The sequence below is a fragment of the Pseudonocardia sp. Cha107L01 genome (genome assembly GCF_052566575.1).
Genome location: NZ_CP199579.1, coordinates 4,477,706 through 4,492,608, shown reverse-complemented (window position 1 = coordinate 4,492,608; position 14,903 = coordinate 4,477,706). Strand labels below are relative to the sequence as shown.

The window sequence follows — 14,903 nt, the reverse complement described above, 5'->3', positions numbered from 1 at the left end:
CGAGTTGGCACCGCGCGCACGGCCGCGCCGGGCGCCGCTCAGCCGCGCGGCGTCGCCGTCCGGTGATCCGATCCGCCCGCCGAGGCGCGATCCGGCGAGGGCGGGGCCGAAACGGCGACCCGGGCCAGCAGACCGCGCAGGATTCGCTGCTCCTCCTCGCCCAACGCACTGATCGCCGCGTCGCTGGCCTGCTCGGCACCGACCGCGGCCTCGGCCAGCCGCACGGCGCCGGCCTCGGTGAGGTGCAGCAGCGTCACCCGGCGGTCGGACGGGTGGGCGCACCGGACCACCAGGTCCCGGGCCTCGAGCCCGTCGATGATGTCGGTGACGGTGCGCGGCGACACGTGCAGCACATCGCTGATCTCGCGCATCGAACGGTCCTCGCGGGCGAGTGCCTTGAGGAGCTTGTAGCCGGGCAGCGAGAGGCCGCCCTTGCGCAGGTCGGCGTCCGCGGCGGTGCGGATCCGGTGGGCCGCGTGCAGGATCGCGTCGACCAGGTCGTTGCCAGTGTCAGGTCTCACGGCGGAACCACCGCACCTCCCCCGAAATACTGAGTACCCTCACTATCCGGAACCTCCGGAGTAATGATGGCAGGAGAATAGCTGTGCGGGCTCGGGTCGGGCAGAAGGTGGCGGTGAGCGTCGTCTTCGTCGCCGCCATGTTCATGAGCATCATGGACGCCACCATCGTGAACGTGGCGCTGCCGACCATCGGCCGAGACTTCTCGGTGAGCCCGACCGCCGTCGACGGCATCTCGATCGCCTTCCTGGTCAGCCTGGCCGTGTTCATCCCGGCCTCGGGCTGGCTCGGCGACCGGTTCGGCGGGAAGCGGGTGATGCTCACCGCCATCGTCGTCTTCACCGTGGCCTCGGCCCTGTGCGGCATCGCGTCGACCCTCGATCAACTGGTGGCCTTCCGGGTCCTGCAGGGCATCGGCGGCGGCATGCTGGCCCCGGTCGGCATGACCATGCTGTTCCGCGCGTTCCCACCTCGGGAGCGCATCCGGGCGTCGGCCATCCTGACGGTGCCGACGACGCTCGCGCCGGCGCTGGGCCCGGTCGTCGGCGGGCTGCTGGTGGACAGCCTGTCCTGGCGGTGGGTCTTCTACGTCAACGTGCCGATCGGCATCGCGGCGTTCCTCTTCGGGCTGCTGTGCCTGGACCGGAGCGCCGAGGGTCACCCCGGTCGGTTCGACCTCGCCGGGTTCCTGCTCTCCGGCGCCGGGCTGGGACTGCTCATGTACGGGCTGTCGGAGGGGCCGAATCTGGGCTGGTCCACGGTGCCGGTACTCGTCTCGATCGCCAGTGGGCTGCTGCTGCTCGTCGCCATGGTCGTTGTCGAGCTGCGGACCCGCGCGCCGATGGTGGACCTGCGGCTGATGTCCGACCGCCTCTTCCGCGCGTGCAACGGCGTCGTCGTACTGACCTCGGTCTCCTTCCTCGGCACCCTGTACGTCATCTCGCTCTACTTCCAGAACGGTCGTGGCCTGAGCGCGCTGGACGCCGGGCTGAGCACGTTCCCGGAGGCGATCGGCGTGATGGCCGGCGCCCAGCTCGCCAGCCGGGTTCTCTACCCGCGCCTCGGCCCGCGCCGGCACATCGCCCTCGGCCTGCTCGGGGCCGGCATCTGCATCGGCCTGCTGGCCCTGATGACCGCACACACCAGCCTCTGGTGGGCACGGCTGCTGATGTTCTGCCTGGGGTTCGCCATGGGTCAGGTGTTCGTGCCCACCCAGACGGCGGCCTTTGCCAGCGTGTCCCCGGAGGCGACGGGTCGCGCCTCGACGATGTTCAGCGCGGTGCGCCAACTCGGCGGCGCCGTCGGTGTCGCGGTACTGACCACGACGATCGTGCTCGCCGGACCGACCCACCTGGTCGCGGGGCAGCCGGTGGCCAACCTGACGGCCTACCGGGCCGCCTTCCTGGTGGCCGCCGCGCTGTGTCTCACCGGCATCGCGTTCGCGCTCTCGATCCGCGACGTGGACGCCGCCGGCACGATCCCGGCCCGCCGGCGCCCGCGTCCCGACCGGCCGGACACGGCGCTCGCCACTCCGACCGACGAGGCCCTCCGGTCACCCGCAAGGTAGATCGCGCGGGTGATCGCCGGCAGTCGAACGGTGACCGATCGAGGGTGCCGCGGGTACGTTCGACTCGCGGCCTGAACCACGATCTCGATCACGTCTGGAGCGCACTATGCGGGGTGGCGCGGTCCGGCTCCTGACGGTGGTCCTCGTCGCGGTGTCCGCCCTGCTCATGGCAGACGCAACACCTCCCGCCGCGGTGCCCGGCAGGGGCGATGCCTGCGGACCTCGGCAAGGAATGTGCCGGAGCCGGCTGCCGGTCGCCCCGGGCTGGACGATCCCGGTCTACCGCAACTTCCCCATCACCGGGAGCAGGACGGTGACCGACGCGGTGGTCGTCGTGCACGGCGATCTCCGCGACCCGGTGGCGACCTACGTGGGGATGTTGAAAGCGGCGACCGCCGCCGGAGCGAGCGGGCACACGATCATCATCGCGCCGGCCTTCCAGACCAGCGCGGACCGGCCGGGCACCCACGGGGCACGTTGGAAGAGCTCGGGGTGGAAGGACGGTGACGACGCGGTCCACCCCCGGGGGCTGAGCTCGTTCGAGGTGATGGACGAGATCATGCGCCGGCTCGCGGACCGGTCCCGGTTTCCCGAACTGGGCCACATCGCCCTCATCGGCCACTCGGCGGGAGCACAGTTCACCCAGCGCTACGCCGCCGCCGGTCAGGCTCCGGCCGCGCTGAACGGGGTCCCGATCGACTTCGTCGTCGCCAACCCGTCGTCGTACCTCTACCTCGAGCCCGCACGGCCGAACCTCACCGACCGGGCCGGCGCCCCGTTCACGGTGCCGAGGACCAACTGCCGCTACGACGGCTACAAGTACGGACTGCACAACCGCAACCGCTACCTGAGCCAGCTGAGCGACGCCCAGATCATCGCCAACTACACCAGTCGGCACGTGACGTATCTGCAGGGCGATGCCGACACCCGACAGGACGGCCTGCTCGACACCAGCTGCGCGGCCCGGCTACAGGGCAGGAACCGGTTCCAGCGCGGCACGCTCTACTTCGACCGGATGAAGGCCCGGTACCCGGGCGCGCCGCACACCAGGTTCGTCGTGCACGCCGTCGGCCACGACCACGATGCGATGTTCGGTTCCCCCGAGGCCAGAGCAGTGCTCTTCGGTGCGCCCCTGAAGCCGTGACGGCAGTTGGCGGGCGCCGGAAACCCGGTGGTGCCCAGCTCACAGGTCAACCCGCAGCTCAGCCCGCAGCTCCGGTGCCCGCCGCCGCGCTGGTGCCGCTGCCCGCCGCCGGCCTGTTGTTACCGAGCTGCACGGGAGGCAGGTTCTGGCGCCGCGGAACCTGCCTGGTGTGCAGCTCGGTAACAGAACCCGCGCGGCGCGCACCTCGAGGCGCGCTGGTACGTCGTCGGCGAGGTGGGCGTGTCGAGTGCTACTCCAGAGGGCTTTGACCATGGTCGGGACCCCGCTGACGTACCTCTCGGCAAGTGCGCGCGAGCACGCCCCGCCGGCCCTACTCAGCTCCGCGGCCGTCGCGCGCTGGGGCTGTTGCGTATCCCTACGCAGAGCAAAGGGCGGTTCACCCTCTCAGCCCCGGCCGGACCAGGCCCGCTCGATCGCAGCGAGAACGGCGTCCAACAGGTCCGACGACGACGCCCGCGACCCGTTGTGATGCGGTGACCTGGATTCCCGTGGCGTCTGATCGTCGTTGCTGCCGTTGTCACTGCCGTTTTCACTGTCGCTGCCGTTGTCGCTGGCATGGTCGCTGTCGTTGTCGTGCTCCGAGGCGTCGTTGTCGTGCTCGGAGGCGTCATTGCCGTCGCCGTGGGATGTGTCGCCCGCCCGATCGTGCCGGTCGATGAAGTCGGTCGGTCGCGGCGTCAGGCCCTCCGTGTCCCTCGACCTGCGACCTGACCTGGCCGGCTCGGCGACCCGGGGAGCCGCCAGCCGAGGCGGGGCACCCGTGTCGACCGCGGCCGGACCGCCGGGCGCACGGGGGGCGGATGCCAGCGGCGGAATGAGGTTGGGCACGCCCGGCATGGCGGAGGTGGACCGAGGGACACCCGGCGGGACCGAGCCGGGCGGCGGCGCAACCGGTTCGACCGAGCCGTGCCGGGAGGCCTCCGGCGTGCCGGAGCCGGGCCGGGGGGCACCCGGTTCGACCCGCCCCAGACCGGGGATCCCCGGCGCGCCGGGCCCGGATCGCGGCGCGCCCGGAGCAGGCCCGGTCACGCCCGGTTTCGCCGGATCGGGCCCAGTCACACCCGGCCTGGCCGGATCAGGCCCAGCCACACCCGGCTTCGCCGAGCCGGGCCCCGTCACACCCTGCGTGGGCGGGGCGGCCAGCGGCACGCCCTGCGTGCCCTCGCCGGGGCGCGGAGCCATCGGTACCGGATCCGTCGTCAGCCCACTCGACTGCGTGGTCGACTCCGGCGCCGGTGTGGTGGTGGCACTCCCGATACCGAGCGCGCCCAGCAACACGCCCGCCACACCGAGCAGCAGGACGAGCCCGGCGATCACCATGCCGGTGCGCCTCGACCACCTGCGGTGCGAGCCCCGCACCGCGCGCGGTGCTGACCGGGTTGCGGCCGGCGGTGCTGACCGCGGCGTGTTCGGCGTTGCTGACCGCGGCGCGTTCAGCGGTGCTGACCGCGGCGCGGTCGGTGCTGACCGCGGTGTGTTCGGCGATGCCGCCGAGTGCCGCGCCACGTTGCCAGCCGGACGCGTGAGGTTCGCCCCGCTACCCGCACCGGCAGTACTCGGCGCCGAAGCGCCCGGGGCTGGCGCCGCCGACGTAGTGGAGGCCGCCGCCGACCCGCCCGGGGCCGGCGGCGTGCTCGCGGCAGTCGGAGCCGCCGGCGGCGTGCTCGCGGCAGTCGGAGCCGCTGGCGACGCACTCGTAGCGCCAGTTCCCAACGTGCCCGCCGCACCTACAGCCGTGTCCGCACCCCGGCCTACCGCGCTCGCCGCCGCGGCACCCGCGGTCGCGCCGGCCACCCCGCCTACCGAGTTCGACGCACCCGCCGCGGGTCCGGCATCGGTCACGGTCGGGCGCGCCGCCGTCGTACCCGCGTCCGCAGCCGCCGCAGCCGGGCGAGCCGCAGGCGCATCCGTATCCGCGGTGGACACCGGTCGTGCCGCACTCGTAGCCGCCGCCGTCGTACCTGCGTGCGCAATTGCCGCGGCCGGCCGCTCCGCATCCGTATCCGTCGTCGCCGGTCGTGCCGCGCCAGTATCCGCTGCGGACACCGGTCGCGCCACACCCGCGGTCGCCGGTCGTGCCGCACCCGTATCCGCTGCGGACACCGGTCGCGCCACACCCGCGGTCGCCGGTCGTGCCGCACCCGTAGCCGCGGCGGTCGCACGCTTCCCGGCCGCACCGACGGCCGCCGCATCCGCAGCCGCGCTCGCGCCTGCTTCGGCGTCGCCGGCCGCACGCTTCCCCACAGCACCCACGGTCGCCGCGGTCGCAGCCGCGCTCGGTCCTGCCGCGGCCGGCGCCGCGCTCGGTCCTGCCGCCGAGGCCGCCGCGCTCGCCCCGGCCTCGGCGGCGCCCGACTCGGCCGCCGCCGAGGCAGCACGCTTTCTGGCAGTACTGACCGCACGCTTCGGGGCGGCGCCCGCCGGCGCCGCATCCGCCGCCGCGGCCGCCTTGGTCGGACGCTTCGCGGCTGGCCGGGCCGCACGCTTCCCGGCCGCGCCCGATGCCGCCGCATCGGCCGCCGCGCTCGCACCGGCCGCCGCCGCACCGCCGGCCGCCGCGCCTGCCGCACCCGCGGCCGGACGGGCGTGCCGGGCGCGGCGCTCCGGTGTCGCCGCACCCTCGGCCGCCCCGGGCCGTCGCTGGGCTGTTCGACGGCGGGGTGGCGGGCTCGCCGAGTCCGGGCGGTCCGCCGGCGGCTGACTCTCGCCCGGCTGGGCGGCCCGGCGGCGCCTCGACCCGGCAGCGCTCTCCGGGGCCGGTTGGGGAGCCCCGTGGTACGCCGACTGCCAGCCAGCGGGCGGCGTTTCCATCCGCCTCGGCTCCTCAATCGGGCGCCTGGGTTCCATCGGCTCCCGTGCGGCCGACTCGGTGTCCCCGGCGGACGGCCGCGCCCCGGACCGGTCGGACGCCTCGGGATCGTCGTCGTCCCGCGATCCGGCCGGCGGCACCGGCCCGTCGCCCGCCGAGCGACCGGGCACAGGCCGTCGCCCCGTGGGCTCGAGCCCCTCGTCCGCACCCTCAGACATCCACCCTCACCGTCCAGCACATGCAACTCTCATCGCCGCGGCCGGCGCGGACCCGCACAGGCGGGACCGCGCGCCGGTCGGCAGCCCAGTCAGTCCATGGACGCCGCGCGCACCCGGCAGGTGTCACAGCGTCCCCTCGGGATGAACGAGCGCTGCGTGACGTGGTTACGCGTGGACGTCACCCAGACGTGGACGACCGGTGTGCGAACTGATGATCACGAGTACTCAGCGCGCATGAAACTCAGCTACCGAACACTCAGCGTGACCCCGCAATATGGGCTCCACGCTGCACCGATGCCGGTCGGACACCATCACGACCGCGCGGGAAGGTCACTCACCGGTGAGCACTCGAAGGACTCCGGGCCGAACCTCTCCGGGCTGGCTCTGCCGGAGCGTCAGCGCGGCGGTGGCGGGGATGCGGAACGAGCGGGAGACCCGGAAGGCGGCGAGGTCGCCCGCGTGCACCAGTCGATAGATCGTCATCTTCGACACCCGCAGCATGGCCGCGACCTCGGCGACGGTCAGCAGCGCCTCGACGTCAGCAACTGTCGCGGACTCGAGAACTGGTCCCTCAGTCATCTGGTACCCACCTCGACGAGTTTCTGGGGCGAGGCGACGCACACGGGGTGGGACGGATCGGGCGGGCGAGCTCGGCCGTCCCACCCCGTGGCACTGAAGAGACAGACGCCAGGGGGTTGGCATCTGCCGCGCTGGGGGCGCCTCGAAGTTGTACACCCAGTGTTCATGACTCCCATCACACACGTTCGCGTGACCGTCGAACGGTGGACCATGCGCGCCGAACAGACAGGTTGTTCACCCGTTAAGAGCAACCGTCAAGCGTTTGTCTGCCATCGCCAGCGCAAGAGATTCACGAGTGGGTGACAACGGCGGGAGGAGCTAGCCGCGGGGCGGGTCGGTGAGCAGGGCGACACTGACGCCCAGGTCGTGGCGCTGCGCATCGGTCCAGGAGCTCGGCTGGCCGATGACGTTCAGACTGCCGTTCGCCAGGGCCAGGATGTGGTCGAACAGCCGGTCGGCGGGGAGCGCGGCACTGACCTGCCCAGCCGCCTGTGCCCGGGCGATGGCGGCGATCTTGTCGGTCATGGTGCGCACCACCGGCGCGACCGCGATCAGGAGTTCGGGCCGTTCCAGGGCCTGCCACAGGGTCAGTCGCAGGAAGTGCGGGTTCGCGCGGTAGACGTCGAAGACCTGTTGCGCGTAGCCGGGCAGGTCGGTGGCATCGAAGTCGACCGCGTCCTGGGCGAGCAGGATGTGGTGTTCCAGGACCGCGTCGAACAGCTCGTCCTTGCTCCCGTAGTAGGCGTAGATCATCCGCTGGTTGGCGCGGGCGCGCTCGGCGATGCGACCGATGCGGCCGCCCGCGAGTCCGGCGGCCGCGAACTCGACCGTGGCCGCCTCCAGGATCCGCTGCCGGGTGGCCGTTGCGTCCCGGACCGCGACCGTCCCCGCCACGGCCCGCTCAGGCATCGACGGAGCGGCTGAGCTTCTCCCACCGCTGCAGCTCGGCGAGCCTGCGCTCCTCGACCGGGCGGATGTAGTCCACCGCCTGGCCGGACAGCGCCAGCCACAGCGGCGGCTCGGGCAGGTCCAGCACACCCAGCAGCACTTCGGCGGCGCGGTCCGGCGGCATGCCCTGCTCCCCCGCCTGGCTGCTGCCGTGCAGCCCGAGCATGGGCGCCAGGGCATCGGCATAGTCCGCGCCAGGGGCCGAGGCGCCCATCGAGGAGTAGAGGCTCGTGGCCATCGTGCCGGCCTGCACGATCGTCACCTTCACCCCGAGCGGGGCGACCTCGAGTGCCAGCGCCTCGGAGAAGCCCTCCAGGGCGAACTTCGCCGTCACGTACGGGCCCAGCCCCGCGACCGGAGCCACCCGGCCACTGACCGAGGAGATCTGCATGATGTGGCCACCGCGCTGGGCCCGCAGCACCGGCAGGGCGGCCCGGGTGACGTTCACCGCGCCCCACAGGTTCGTCTCCAGCTGCGCCCGGAAGTCCGCCAGCAGGGTGTCCTCGATGCTGGCGAGGTTCGCGTAGCCGGCGTTGTTGATCACGACGTCCAGGCGCCCGAACTCCCGCACCGCGAGCTGGACCGCATCCCGCGCCGCGTCCGGGTCCGTGACGTCCAGGGCCGCCGCGCGCGCCGTGTCCGGGTAGCGCCCGACCAGATCCGACACCGACTCGACAGCCCGAGCGGTGGCCACCACCTGATGGCCGTCCGCCAGCGCCCGTGCCGCCAGCGCCCTACCCAGGCCGCGCGAACTGCCGGTGATCAGCAGAGTCCGCCGCATCCCGCCTCCCTAAGTATATAACTAGTTACTTATCACGCTATCGCGCCGTCACCGGTCGCGGCAACCGCCGGGGAGCCGGCCAACCGGGTTGCGAGCCCGTGATCGGCGCCACCCAGTGCTCGCCCGCCACTGAGCGCACCGTTGACCCATTCGGCGCCCCGGCGGCACCGTCGGTCGGTCAAACGATCGCCTGGGTGTGTCGGACGGGCCCCGCCGCTGTACAAAGGGGGCTCGCTCCCCCAGCGCAGCGGACGCCAACCCGACGCCGTTCGCACCAGACCTCGGGGGCGGGACGTGCGGCTCCCCCACCGGCACTTCCGGCCCCCAGGTCATGCCCCTGCGGGACCGGACCGCGGAGGAACCGTGAAATACGTCGTGCTGGCAGTCGACTCGGACATCGAGGCCGAACGCCTGATCGAGGACCTGACCGAACACCCCGGCGAGCCGTTGCGGACCCCGCACTGGGGCAACGCCGTGTACGCCACGGTGGTGACCACCCCCGGACGGCGGCGGAGCACCGCTGAGCCTGCCCTGACCTGAACCGTCGCGAACCGTCACCCTGACCTGAACCGGGCCTCGGCGACGTCGACCCGCGTCCGGTGGCGGGCGGTTGATTAGTCTCGTCCCTGTGCCCGCCCCGCCTTCAACCTCGCCCGCCAGGGAACTGGCCACGACAGTCGTGTTCGCGGCGTTCATCGCGGTACTCGGGATCTTCCCCGGGTTGTACGTCGGCGGTTCCGGGGTACCGATCGTGATCCAGAACATCGGCCCGCTGCTCGCCGGCGCCGTGCTCGGCGCCCGACGGGGAACATCGGCGGTCGCGCTGCTGCTCGCCCTCGCCGCGCTCGGGTTGCCGCTGCTGTCCGGCGGCCGCGGCGGCATCGCTCCGTTCGTCGGGCCGAGCGGCGGATTTCTGCTGGGTTGGCTCGTCTCCGCGCTGGTGGTGGGGCTGATCGTGCAACGGTCCGCCCGCCCCCGAGTGCCGCTGTTGCTGCTGGCCGCCCTCGCGGGCCTGCTCGCCGACTACCTCGTCGGCATCCCGTGGCTCTGGTGGTACACCGGCAGCTTCACGACCGCGGCGCTCGGTTCGCTGGTGTTCCTGCCCGGGGACCTGGCCAAGGTCGTGATCACCGCGGTCGTGGCGGCGGTCGTACATCGCGCCCTTCCCGGCAGGTTCGTCGGGCCGGCCGCGCGGACGCCATGACCCAGGCGCCGCCGCCCGTCCTGTGCGACGCGGACCTCCCCGCCGACCTGCTGGCCCGGGCACACGGGGCCGCCCGCGACCTCGCCGACCGGGGTGTCAAGCGGGGCTCCCGGGTCGCGGTCGAGTCGGGCGACGTGCTGGCCTGGCTGCTCGGCGCGGACCTGCTGGGCGCCGCCACCGTCGTCCTCGAGCCCAGGTGGACCAGCCAGGACCGGGCGGCGGTCCTCGCCGATGCCCAGCCGGACACCGTGGTCACCGGCAGTCCCGGGCCGACCACCGTCGCGGTGTCCCCAGCGGGCGACGACCGGACCGCGTTCTACCTGCCCACCACGTCGGGCAGCAGCGGCCGACCGAAGGTACTGGTGCGCTCCCGCGTGTCGTGGCAGCGCAGTTTCGACGCCCTCGGGCCGGTCCCGGGACCCGTACTGATCCCCGGGCCGTTGAGTTCGTCGCTGTTCAGCTTCGGCGCACTGCACGCCCTGTGGTGCGGCGCGCAACCGCTGGTCCGGCCACGCCTGCTGGCCGGGGACGCACGGGAGGCCGCCAGCCTGCACGTCGTGCCCGCGATGCTCGCCGAGCTGCTCGGGCAGTTCGAGCGCGCCCCGGCGCCCTGTGCGCTGCGCACGGTGGTCTGTGGCGGGGCCCACCTCAGCGCGGAGCTTCGCGCCAGGTTCGAGCGGTCGCTGCCGGGCGCCGAGCTGGTCGAGTACTACGGTTCCGCCGAACACTCGCTCATCGCCATCCGCCGGGGAGGCGGTGAGTTGCGGGCGGTCCCCGGCGTCGATCTCGACCTGCGCGGCGGCGTGGTCTGGGTCCGCTCGGCGCTGGCCTTCGACGGCTACCTGCACGCGGGTGTGCTCGACCCCGCCGAGGACTGGACGAGCGTGGGCGACCGGGCGGAGCTGTCGGAGACGGGGGCACTGACCGTGCACGGCCGCGACTCGGCCACCATCTCCAGCGGCGGGCGGCTCGTCGCGGCCGAAGAGGTCGAGGCCGTGCTCCGGGGCGTCCGGGGCGTCGGCGAGGTGCTGGTCACCGGCACCCCGCACCCGAGGTTCGGCACGCTCGTCACCGCCGTCGTCGAGGCCGACGACCCGCCCAGCCTGCGAGAGCTGCGCGCCGCCGCCCGCCTCGCGCTGGACCCCGGCAAACGCCCCCGCCGCTGGCTGGTGACGCGAGCGCTGCCCCGCACCGCGTCCGGCAAGACCGCCAGGGCGGCCGTCGCACGGCAACTGGCCGACGGCACCCTGTCAGCGGAGCCGCTGCGGTGAACGGCGACCTGGTCCCCGTGGTCGTCGCCGCCCGCCGCACCCCGATCGGCAACTCCGGCGGCGGCCTCCGGGACGTCGAGGTGGACGGGTTGGCCGCGCCGGTCCTGCGGGCGGTACTCGATGACGCCGGTGTGGCGAGCGTCGACGACGTGCTGCTGGGCAACGTGTTCGGGCCCGGTGGCAACCCCGCGCGCGTGGCGGCGCTGCGGGCCGGACTGGGTGTGGGTGTGCCCGGCATGACAGTGGACCGCCAGTGCGCCAGCGGGCTGGCCGCGATCGTGCTGGCCGCCGCGATGATCCGCGCCGGCGAGGGCGAGGCGTACCTCGCGGGCGGGGTGGAGAGTGCGTCGACGGCACCGCACCGCGCGTGGCGTACCGATCCCCCGACCAGCTACACCCGGGCACCGTTCGCACCGGCGGAGATCGGCGACCCGGAGATGGGTGCGGCCGCCGACCTGGTCGCCCGGGAGGCCGGGATCTCCCGCGAGCGGCAGGACGAGTTCGCCGCCCGGAGCCATGCGCGCGCCGTGGCGGCGTCGCGGGCCGGGCGTTTCACCGCCGAGCTCGTCCCGGTCGGCACCGTGCACACCGACGAACGGCCCCGCCCGCGCTTCACCACGGAGCGGCTCGCGCGCTTCCGCCCGGCGTTCACCCCGGACGGCACCGCGACCGCCGCCAACTCGTGCGGGATCAACGACGGCGCCGCCGCGGTGCTGGTGGTGAGCGAGCGGCTGCGGCGCGAGCGGGGGCTCGCCGGGCTGCGGCTGGTGTCGGCGGCGACCTCGGCCGTCGACCCGAACCGGCTCGGCCTGGGCGCTGTCCCCGCGATGCGGCGGGTACTCGAGCGCCGCCCCGACGTGGTCGAGTTCAACGAGGCCTTCGCCGGGCAGGCGCTGGCCTGCCTCGACGCGGCCGGCATCGACGAGCGGACCGTCAGCACGGACGGGGGCGCGATCGCCCTGGGCCATCCCTGGGGGGCATCCGGTGCGGTGCTGGTCGTGCGGCTGTTCTCGCTGCTGGTGCGGGCGGGGACCGGTCGTACCGGGCTCGCCGCGCTGTCCGCCGGCGGCGGCGTCGGCGTCGCGGCGCTGTGGGAGGTCGTGTGATCGAGTTCGACGGGGTCGGCCACCGCTACGGCGAGCGCGTCGTGCTCGCCGACGTGGACCTGGTCATCCCCGAGCGGCGGGTCGCGTTCGTCGGCCTCAACGGCTCCGGCAAGTCGACCCTCGCACGGATGATCAACGGCTTGGTGCTGCCGACGACCGGGAAGGTGTTGGTGGAGGGTCTCGACCCGGCCAAGAAGGGCGCCGCGGTGCGCCGGAAGGTCGGGTTCGTGTTCACCAATCCGGACAGCCAGATCGTGATGCCGACAGCCGGTGAGGACGTCGCGTTCTCGCTGCGCCGGAGCCCGCTCAGTCGCGCCCAGCGGGCCGAACGGGCGCGGGAGGTGCTCGCCGAGCACGGCCTCGACGGTTACGCCGACCACCCCGCGCACCAGCTCTCCGGCGGGCAGAAGCAGCTGCTCGCGCTGTGCGGAATGCTGGTGCTCGATCCGGACGTGCTGGTCTGCGACGAGCCGACCACCCTGCTCGACCTGCGCAACAAGCGCCGGTTCGTCCAGCTGTTGGGTCAGTTGCGCCAGCAGGTCGTGCTGGTGAGCCACGACCTCGACCTGCTCGACGACTTCGAGCGGGTCATCGTGCTCGACGAGGGCCGGGTGGTCGCCGACGACAGGCCGGAACCCGCCCTGCGCCACTACCGCAAGCTCGCCGAATGAACCCGCTCGGGCTCTACGCACCGGGTTCGAGCCCGCTGCACCGGCTGCCCGCCGGCGCCAAGTTCCTCGGGATGCTGCTCCTCGTCACGTCGACCGTCCTGGTGAGCTCTCCCCGGTGGCTCGCCGTCCTCTGCCTCGCCGTCGCACTGGGCTACGCGGTGGCCCGCATCCCGGCGCGCCGGCTGCTGCCGCTGGTCCGGATGCTGCTGCTGATGGCGGCGGTGCTGTTCGCGCTGCAGGCCTGGCTGCTCAGCGTCCACGATGCGGCCGTCACCGCGCTGCGGCTCGTTGCCGCGCTCGGCGCCGCGAGCCTGCTCACGTTCACCACCCGGGTCGACGCGGTCGTGGCGGCCCTCGAGCGGGGGCTGGGGCCGCTGCGGCGGTTCGGAGTTCGACCGGCCCGGGTCGGCCTGTTCGTCGGCCTCACGCTGCAGGCTGTCAGCACCCTCTCCGGCATCGCCAGCTCTGTCCAGGAGGCGGCCCGGGCGCGCGGGGCGGAACGCTCGCTGGTCGCCTTCGCCGTCCCCTTCCTCGTCCGCACCCTGACCTACGCCGACGAGCTCGGCGAGGCACTGGCGGCCCGGGGCGCCGGCGACGAGGACTGATGACGGGCACCGCTACCTAGCGATCCTTGGGCGTGGGAAGCCTTGACACTGAGGCAGAGTTTTCCGGGCGTCTACCGTTGCTGTAACGCCGCGTTACCGCCAGGTCGACCCGGTCTCGGCCCTGACGCGCCCATCGTCACCGAGACCAACGCCAGTCCGGAAATTCTCGACGAGATCCAGACTCAGGTTGACCTCGACGCACCCCGTCCGTCAGGTCAGCGGCCTGAGTCGCTCGGTCGGTCACCAACTGTGACTGTCACGGCGTAGCGGCGGGCAGCGGTCTGTCGATCATGACCCCGAGTCCCCGGGCGTGAGCCTCGGTCACCTCAAGTCGCCCAGCTCGGCCACCACCTCGACGGTCCGAGGCGAAGCCCCAGTGGACGCGCACCGCTCGCGACGAGCGGCATCATTCAGGACCGTCCTAGCCGCAGCTGCCGGGGTCGATGCCGTAGCGCGCACAGATCTGTTGTGCCATCTGGTCCCTGACGTCGTCCTGGCCCGGTTCATCGCCGTCCTCGCGGCGATGCATCGGCCGTGGCGGCTCGTGCGTCCGGGCCAGCTGGGGCGCTTGCTTCTGCGGGGACACCGAATGGCGGCCCGCCTGCGCCGGTGGTCTCGAGGCGCTCGCGGAACGGTGCGCCGACGTCCGGGGGACCTGATCGGCGGCGTCGCCGGGGAGCGGTGAGGCCGGCGTGAGAGCTGGTGCGAGGGCCGGGCCTTCCTGACTGGCGGCCCCGGAGTAGCTGGACGTCCCGGGCGAGCTCAAACCGACCGCGGCCACCATCCCCGACCCCAGGGCCAGCGACACGGCAGTCCACAGGAGCGGCCGGATCAGATATAGCAATGGATTCTCCCCTGCATACGGCACTGTCGATTCAGTCAACGACAGATACCCTTCGGAGACACGGAAAGAAGGCGAACCATGGACGAACCTTAAGGCTCATTAATCATTCCGTTAAGCCACGGATAACAACCCGCCGGGCTGGCGTTCGAAGGCGACCGAAACGCTGCCGCCGGACCGGATCGCACCCTGGGTCGCCGGGCGCGGCGCAAGCTTAGGCCTCATTTAAAGATGTCTTAGCAAGGTTGCGCGGGCTTACGATCACGGTGTTTGACAAGGTGCTCGTGCCACGGACGCGTGCACACAGGCGCCACGAAGGCGGAGCAGCTACCGCGCGACGCGGGACGAGGACCATGAACTTGGGAAATGATGGATTCGACGCGCATCGGGGCGATCGGGACAGAACTCAAGGACTGCCCGAATTACTGACCGTGGCTGAGGTCGCGGCACTGGTCCGCGTGTCGAAGATGACGATCTACCGAATGATACGAAAGGGCGAGCTGCCAGCTATCGCGGTGGGAAAATCGTACCGGATACCCAAGGAGGACGTGCGACGTCTTACGCAGTCGCGAGGGGGCCTGCGAGACACGCACGATCAGTAGCTCACGGCGTGCGGTAC

14 protein-coding genes are annotated in these 14,903 nt (G+C 72.6%); 9 read left to right on the top strand and 5 right to left on the bottom strand.

Features of this window, described 5'->3' with window-relative positions:
- Positions 1-38 precede the first annotated feature (38 nt).
- Complete coding sequence (locus ACTXG6_RS21180) at positions 39-521, bottom strand: MarR family winged helix-turn-helix transcriptional regulator (RefSeq protein ID WP_445189530.1); 483 nt, start codon at positions 519-521, stop codon at positions 39-41.
- An 83-nt stretch (positions 522-604) separates the two neighbouring features.
- On the opposite strand from ACTXG6_RS21180, the gene ACTXG6_RS21175 reads away from it, so the two are divergent.
- Together ACTXG6_RS21175 and ACTXG6_RS21170 are read left to right on the top strand one after the other, a co-directional pair.
- Positions 605-2,086, top strand: a complete 1,482-nt coding sequence (locus tag ACTXG6_RS21175; RefSeq protein WP_445189529.1) for an MDR family MFS transporter — start codon at positions 605-607, stop codon at positions 2,084-2,086.
- A 106-nt stretch (positions 2,087-2,192) separates the two neighbouring features.
- Positions 2,193-3,230 carry a hypothetical protein gene (locus tag ACTXG6_RS21170; protein WP_445189528.1) on the top strand — a complete coding sequence of 346 codons (1,038 nt, stop codon included), beginning with the start codon at positions 2,193-2,195 and terminating at the stop codon, positions 3,228-3,230.
- Between the two features lie 405 nt (positions 3,231-3,635).
- Here ACTXG6_RS21170 and ACTXG6_RS21165 read toward each other — a convergent pair whose 3' ends face one another.
- The 4 genes from ACTXG6_RS21165 to ACTXG6_RS21150 form a co-directional block, all read right to left on the bottom strand.
- The gene (locus ACTXG6_RS21165; protein ID WP_445189527.1) at positions 3,636-4,571 is read right to left on the bottom strand and encodes a hypothetical protein; all 936 of its coding nucleotides are present in this window, start codon (positions 4,569-4,571) and stop codon (positions 3,636-3,638) included.
- 2,037 nt (positions 4,572-6,608) lie between these two features.
- Positions 6,609-6,857 (bottom strand): helix-turn-helix domain-containing protein, encoded by a 249-nt coding sequence (locus ACTXG6_RS21160; protein WP_445189526.1) that lies wholly within the window; start codon positions 6,855-6,857, stop codon positions 6,609-6,611.
- Between the two features lie 318 nt (positions 6,858-7,175).
- The gene (locus ACTXG6_RS21155; RefSeq protein WP_445189525.1) at positions 7,176-7,766 is read right to left on the bottom strand and encodes a TetR/AcrR family transcriptional regulator; all 591 of its coding nucleotides are present in this window, start codon (positions 7,764-7,766) and stop codon (positions 7,176-7,178) included.
- Positions 7,759-8,586, bottom strand: coding sequence for an SDR family NAD(P)-dependent oxidoreductase (locus ACTXG6_RS21150; protein WP_445189524.1), 828 nt, complete (start codon positions 8,584-8,586; stop codon positions 7,759-7,761). Before ACTXG6_RS21150 ends, ACTXG6_RS21155 begins: the two co-directional genes overlap by 8 nt.
- A 363-nt stretch (positions 8,587-8,949) precedes the next feature.
- Between ACTXG6_RS21150 and ACTXG6_RS21145 the strand changes: the two genes are divergently transcribed.
- The 7 genes from ACTXG6_RS21145 (at position 8,950) to ACTXG6_RS21115 (ending at position 14,886) form a co-directional block, all read left to right on the top strand.
- Positions 8,950-9,126 carry a hypothetical protein gene (locus tag ACTXG6_RS21145; RefSeq protein ID WP_445189523.1) on the top strand — a complete coding sequence of 59 codons (177 nt, stop codon included), beginning with the start codon at positions 8,950-8,952 and terminating at the stop codon, positions 9,124-9,126.
- A gap of 88 nt (positions 9,127-9,214) precedes the next feature.
- Positions 9,215-9,790 carry a biotin transporter BioY gene (locus ACTXG6_RS21140; RefSeq protein WP_445189522.1) on the top strand — a complete coding sequence of 192 codons (576 nt, stop codon included), beginning with the start codon at positions 9,215-9,217 and terminating at the stop codon, positions 9,788-9,790.
- Positions 9,787-11,061: a class I adenylate-forming enzyme family protein gene (locus ACTXG6_RS21135; protein ID WP_445189521.1), complete on the top strand. Its 1,275-nt coding sequence runs from the start codon at positions 9,787-9,789 to the stop codon at positions 11,059-11,061. Before ACTXG6_RS21140 ends, ACTXG6_RS21135 begins: the two co-directional genes overlap by 4 nt.
- Positions 11,058-12,167 carry a thiolase family protein gene (locus tag ACTXG6_RS21130; RefSeq protein WP_445189520.1) on the top strand — a complete coding sequence of 370 codons (1,110 nt, stop codon included), beginning with the start codon at positions 11,058-11,060 and terminating at the stop codon, positions 12,165-12,167. Before ACTXG6_RS21135 ends, ACTXG6_RS21130 begins: the two co-directional genes overlap by 4 nt.
- Positions 12,164-12,838, top strand: coding sequence for an energy-coupling factor ABC transporter ATP-binding protein (locus ACTXG6_RS21125; RefSeq protein ID WP_445189519.1), 675 nt, complete (start codon positions 12,164-12,166; stop codon positions 12,836-12,838). The genes ACTXG6_RS21130 and ACTXG6_RS21125 overlap by 4 nt, the downstream gene beginning before the upstream one ends.
- Positions 12,835-13,443: an energy-coupling factor transporter transmembrane component T family protein gene (locus tag ACTXG6_RS21120; RefSeq protein ID WP_445189518.1), complete on the top strand. Its 609-nt coding sequence runs from the start codon at positions 12,835-12,837 to the stop codon at positions 13,441-13,443. The genes ACTXG6_RS21125 and ACTXG6_RS21120 overlap by 4 nt, the downstream gene beginning before the upstream one ends.
- A gap of 1,194 nt (positions 13,444-14,637) precedes the next feature.
- The gene (locus tag ACTXG6_RS21115) at positions 14,638-14,886 is read left to right on the top strand and encodes a helix-turn-helix domain-containing protein (protein ID WP_445189517.1); all 249 of its coding nucleotides are present in this window, start codon (positions 14,638-14,640) and stop codon (positions 14,884-14,886) included.
- Positions 14,887-14,903: the final 17 nt, after the last annotated feature.

What these genes read in the sequence shown, in the direction of transcription:
- ACTXG6_RS21135 (WP_445189521.1), top strand. Translation starts at nt 9,787, where the DNA reads ATGACCCAGGCGCCGCCGCCCGTCCTGTGCGACGCGGACCTCCCCGCC.
- ACTXG6_RS21115 (WP_445189517.1), top strand. Translation starts at nt 14,638, where the DNA reads ATGAACTTGGGAAATGATGGATTCGACGCGCATCGGGGCGATCGGGAC.
- ACTXG6_RS21150 (WP_445189524.1), bottom strand. Translation starts at nt 8,586, where the DNA reads ATGCGGCGGACTCTGCTGATCACCGGCAGTTCGCGCGGCCTGGGTAGG.
- ACTXG6_RS21160 (WP_445189526.1), bottom strand. Translation starts at nt 6,857, where the DNA reads ATGACTGAGGGACCAGTTCTCGAGTCCGCGACAGTTGCTGACGTCGAG.
- ACTXG6_RS21170 (WP_445189528.1), top strand. Translation starts at nt 2,193, where the DNA reads ATGCGGGGTGGCGCGGTCCGGCTCCTGACGGTGGTCCTCGTCGCGGTG.
- ACTXG6_RS21120 (WP_445189518.1), top strand. Translation starts at nt 12,835, where the DNA reads ATGAACCCGCTCGGGCTCTACGCACCGGGTTCGAGCCCGCTGCACCGG.
- ACTXG6_RS21155 (WP_445189525.1), bottom strand. Translation starts at nt 7,766, where the DNA reads ATGCCTGAGCGGGCCGTGGCGGGGACGGTCGCGGTCCGGGACGCAACG.
- ACTXG6_RS21165 (WP_445189527.1), bottom strand. Translation starts at nt 4,571, where the DNA reads ATGGTGATCGCCGGGCTCGTCCTGCTGCTCGGTGTGGCGGGCGTGTTG.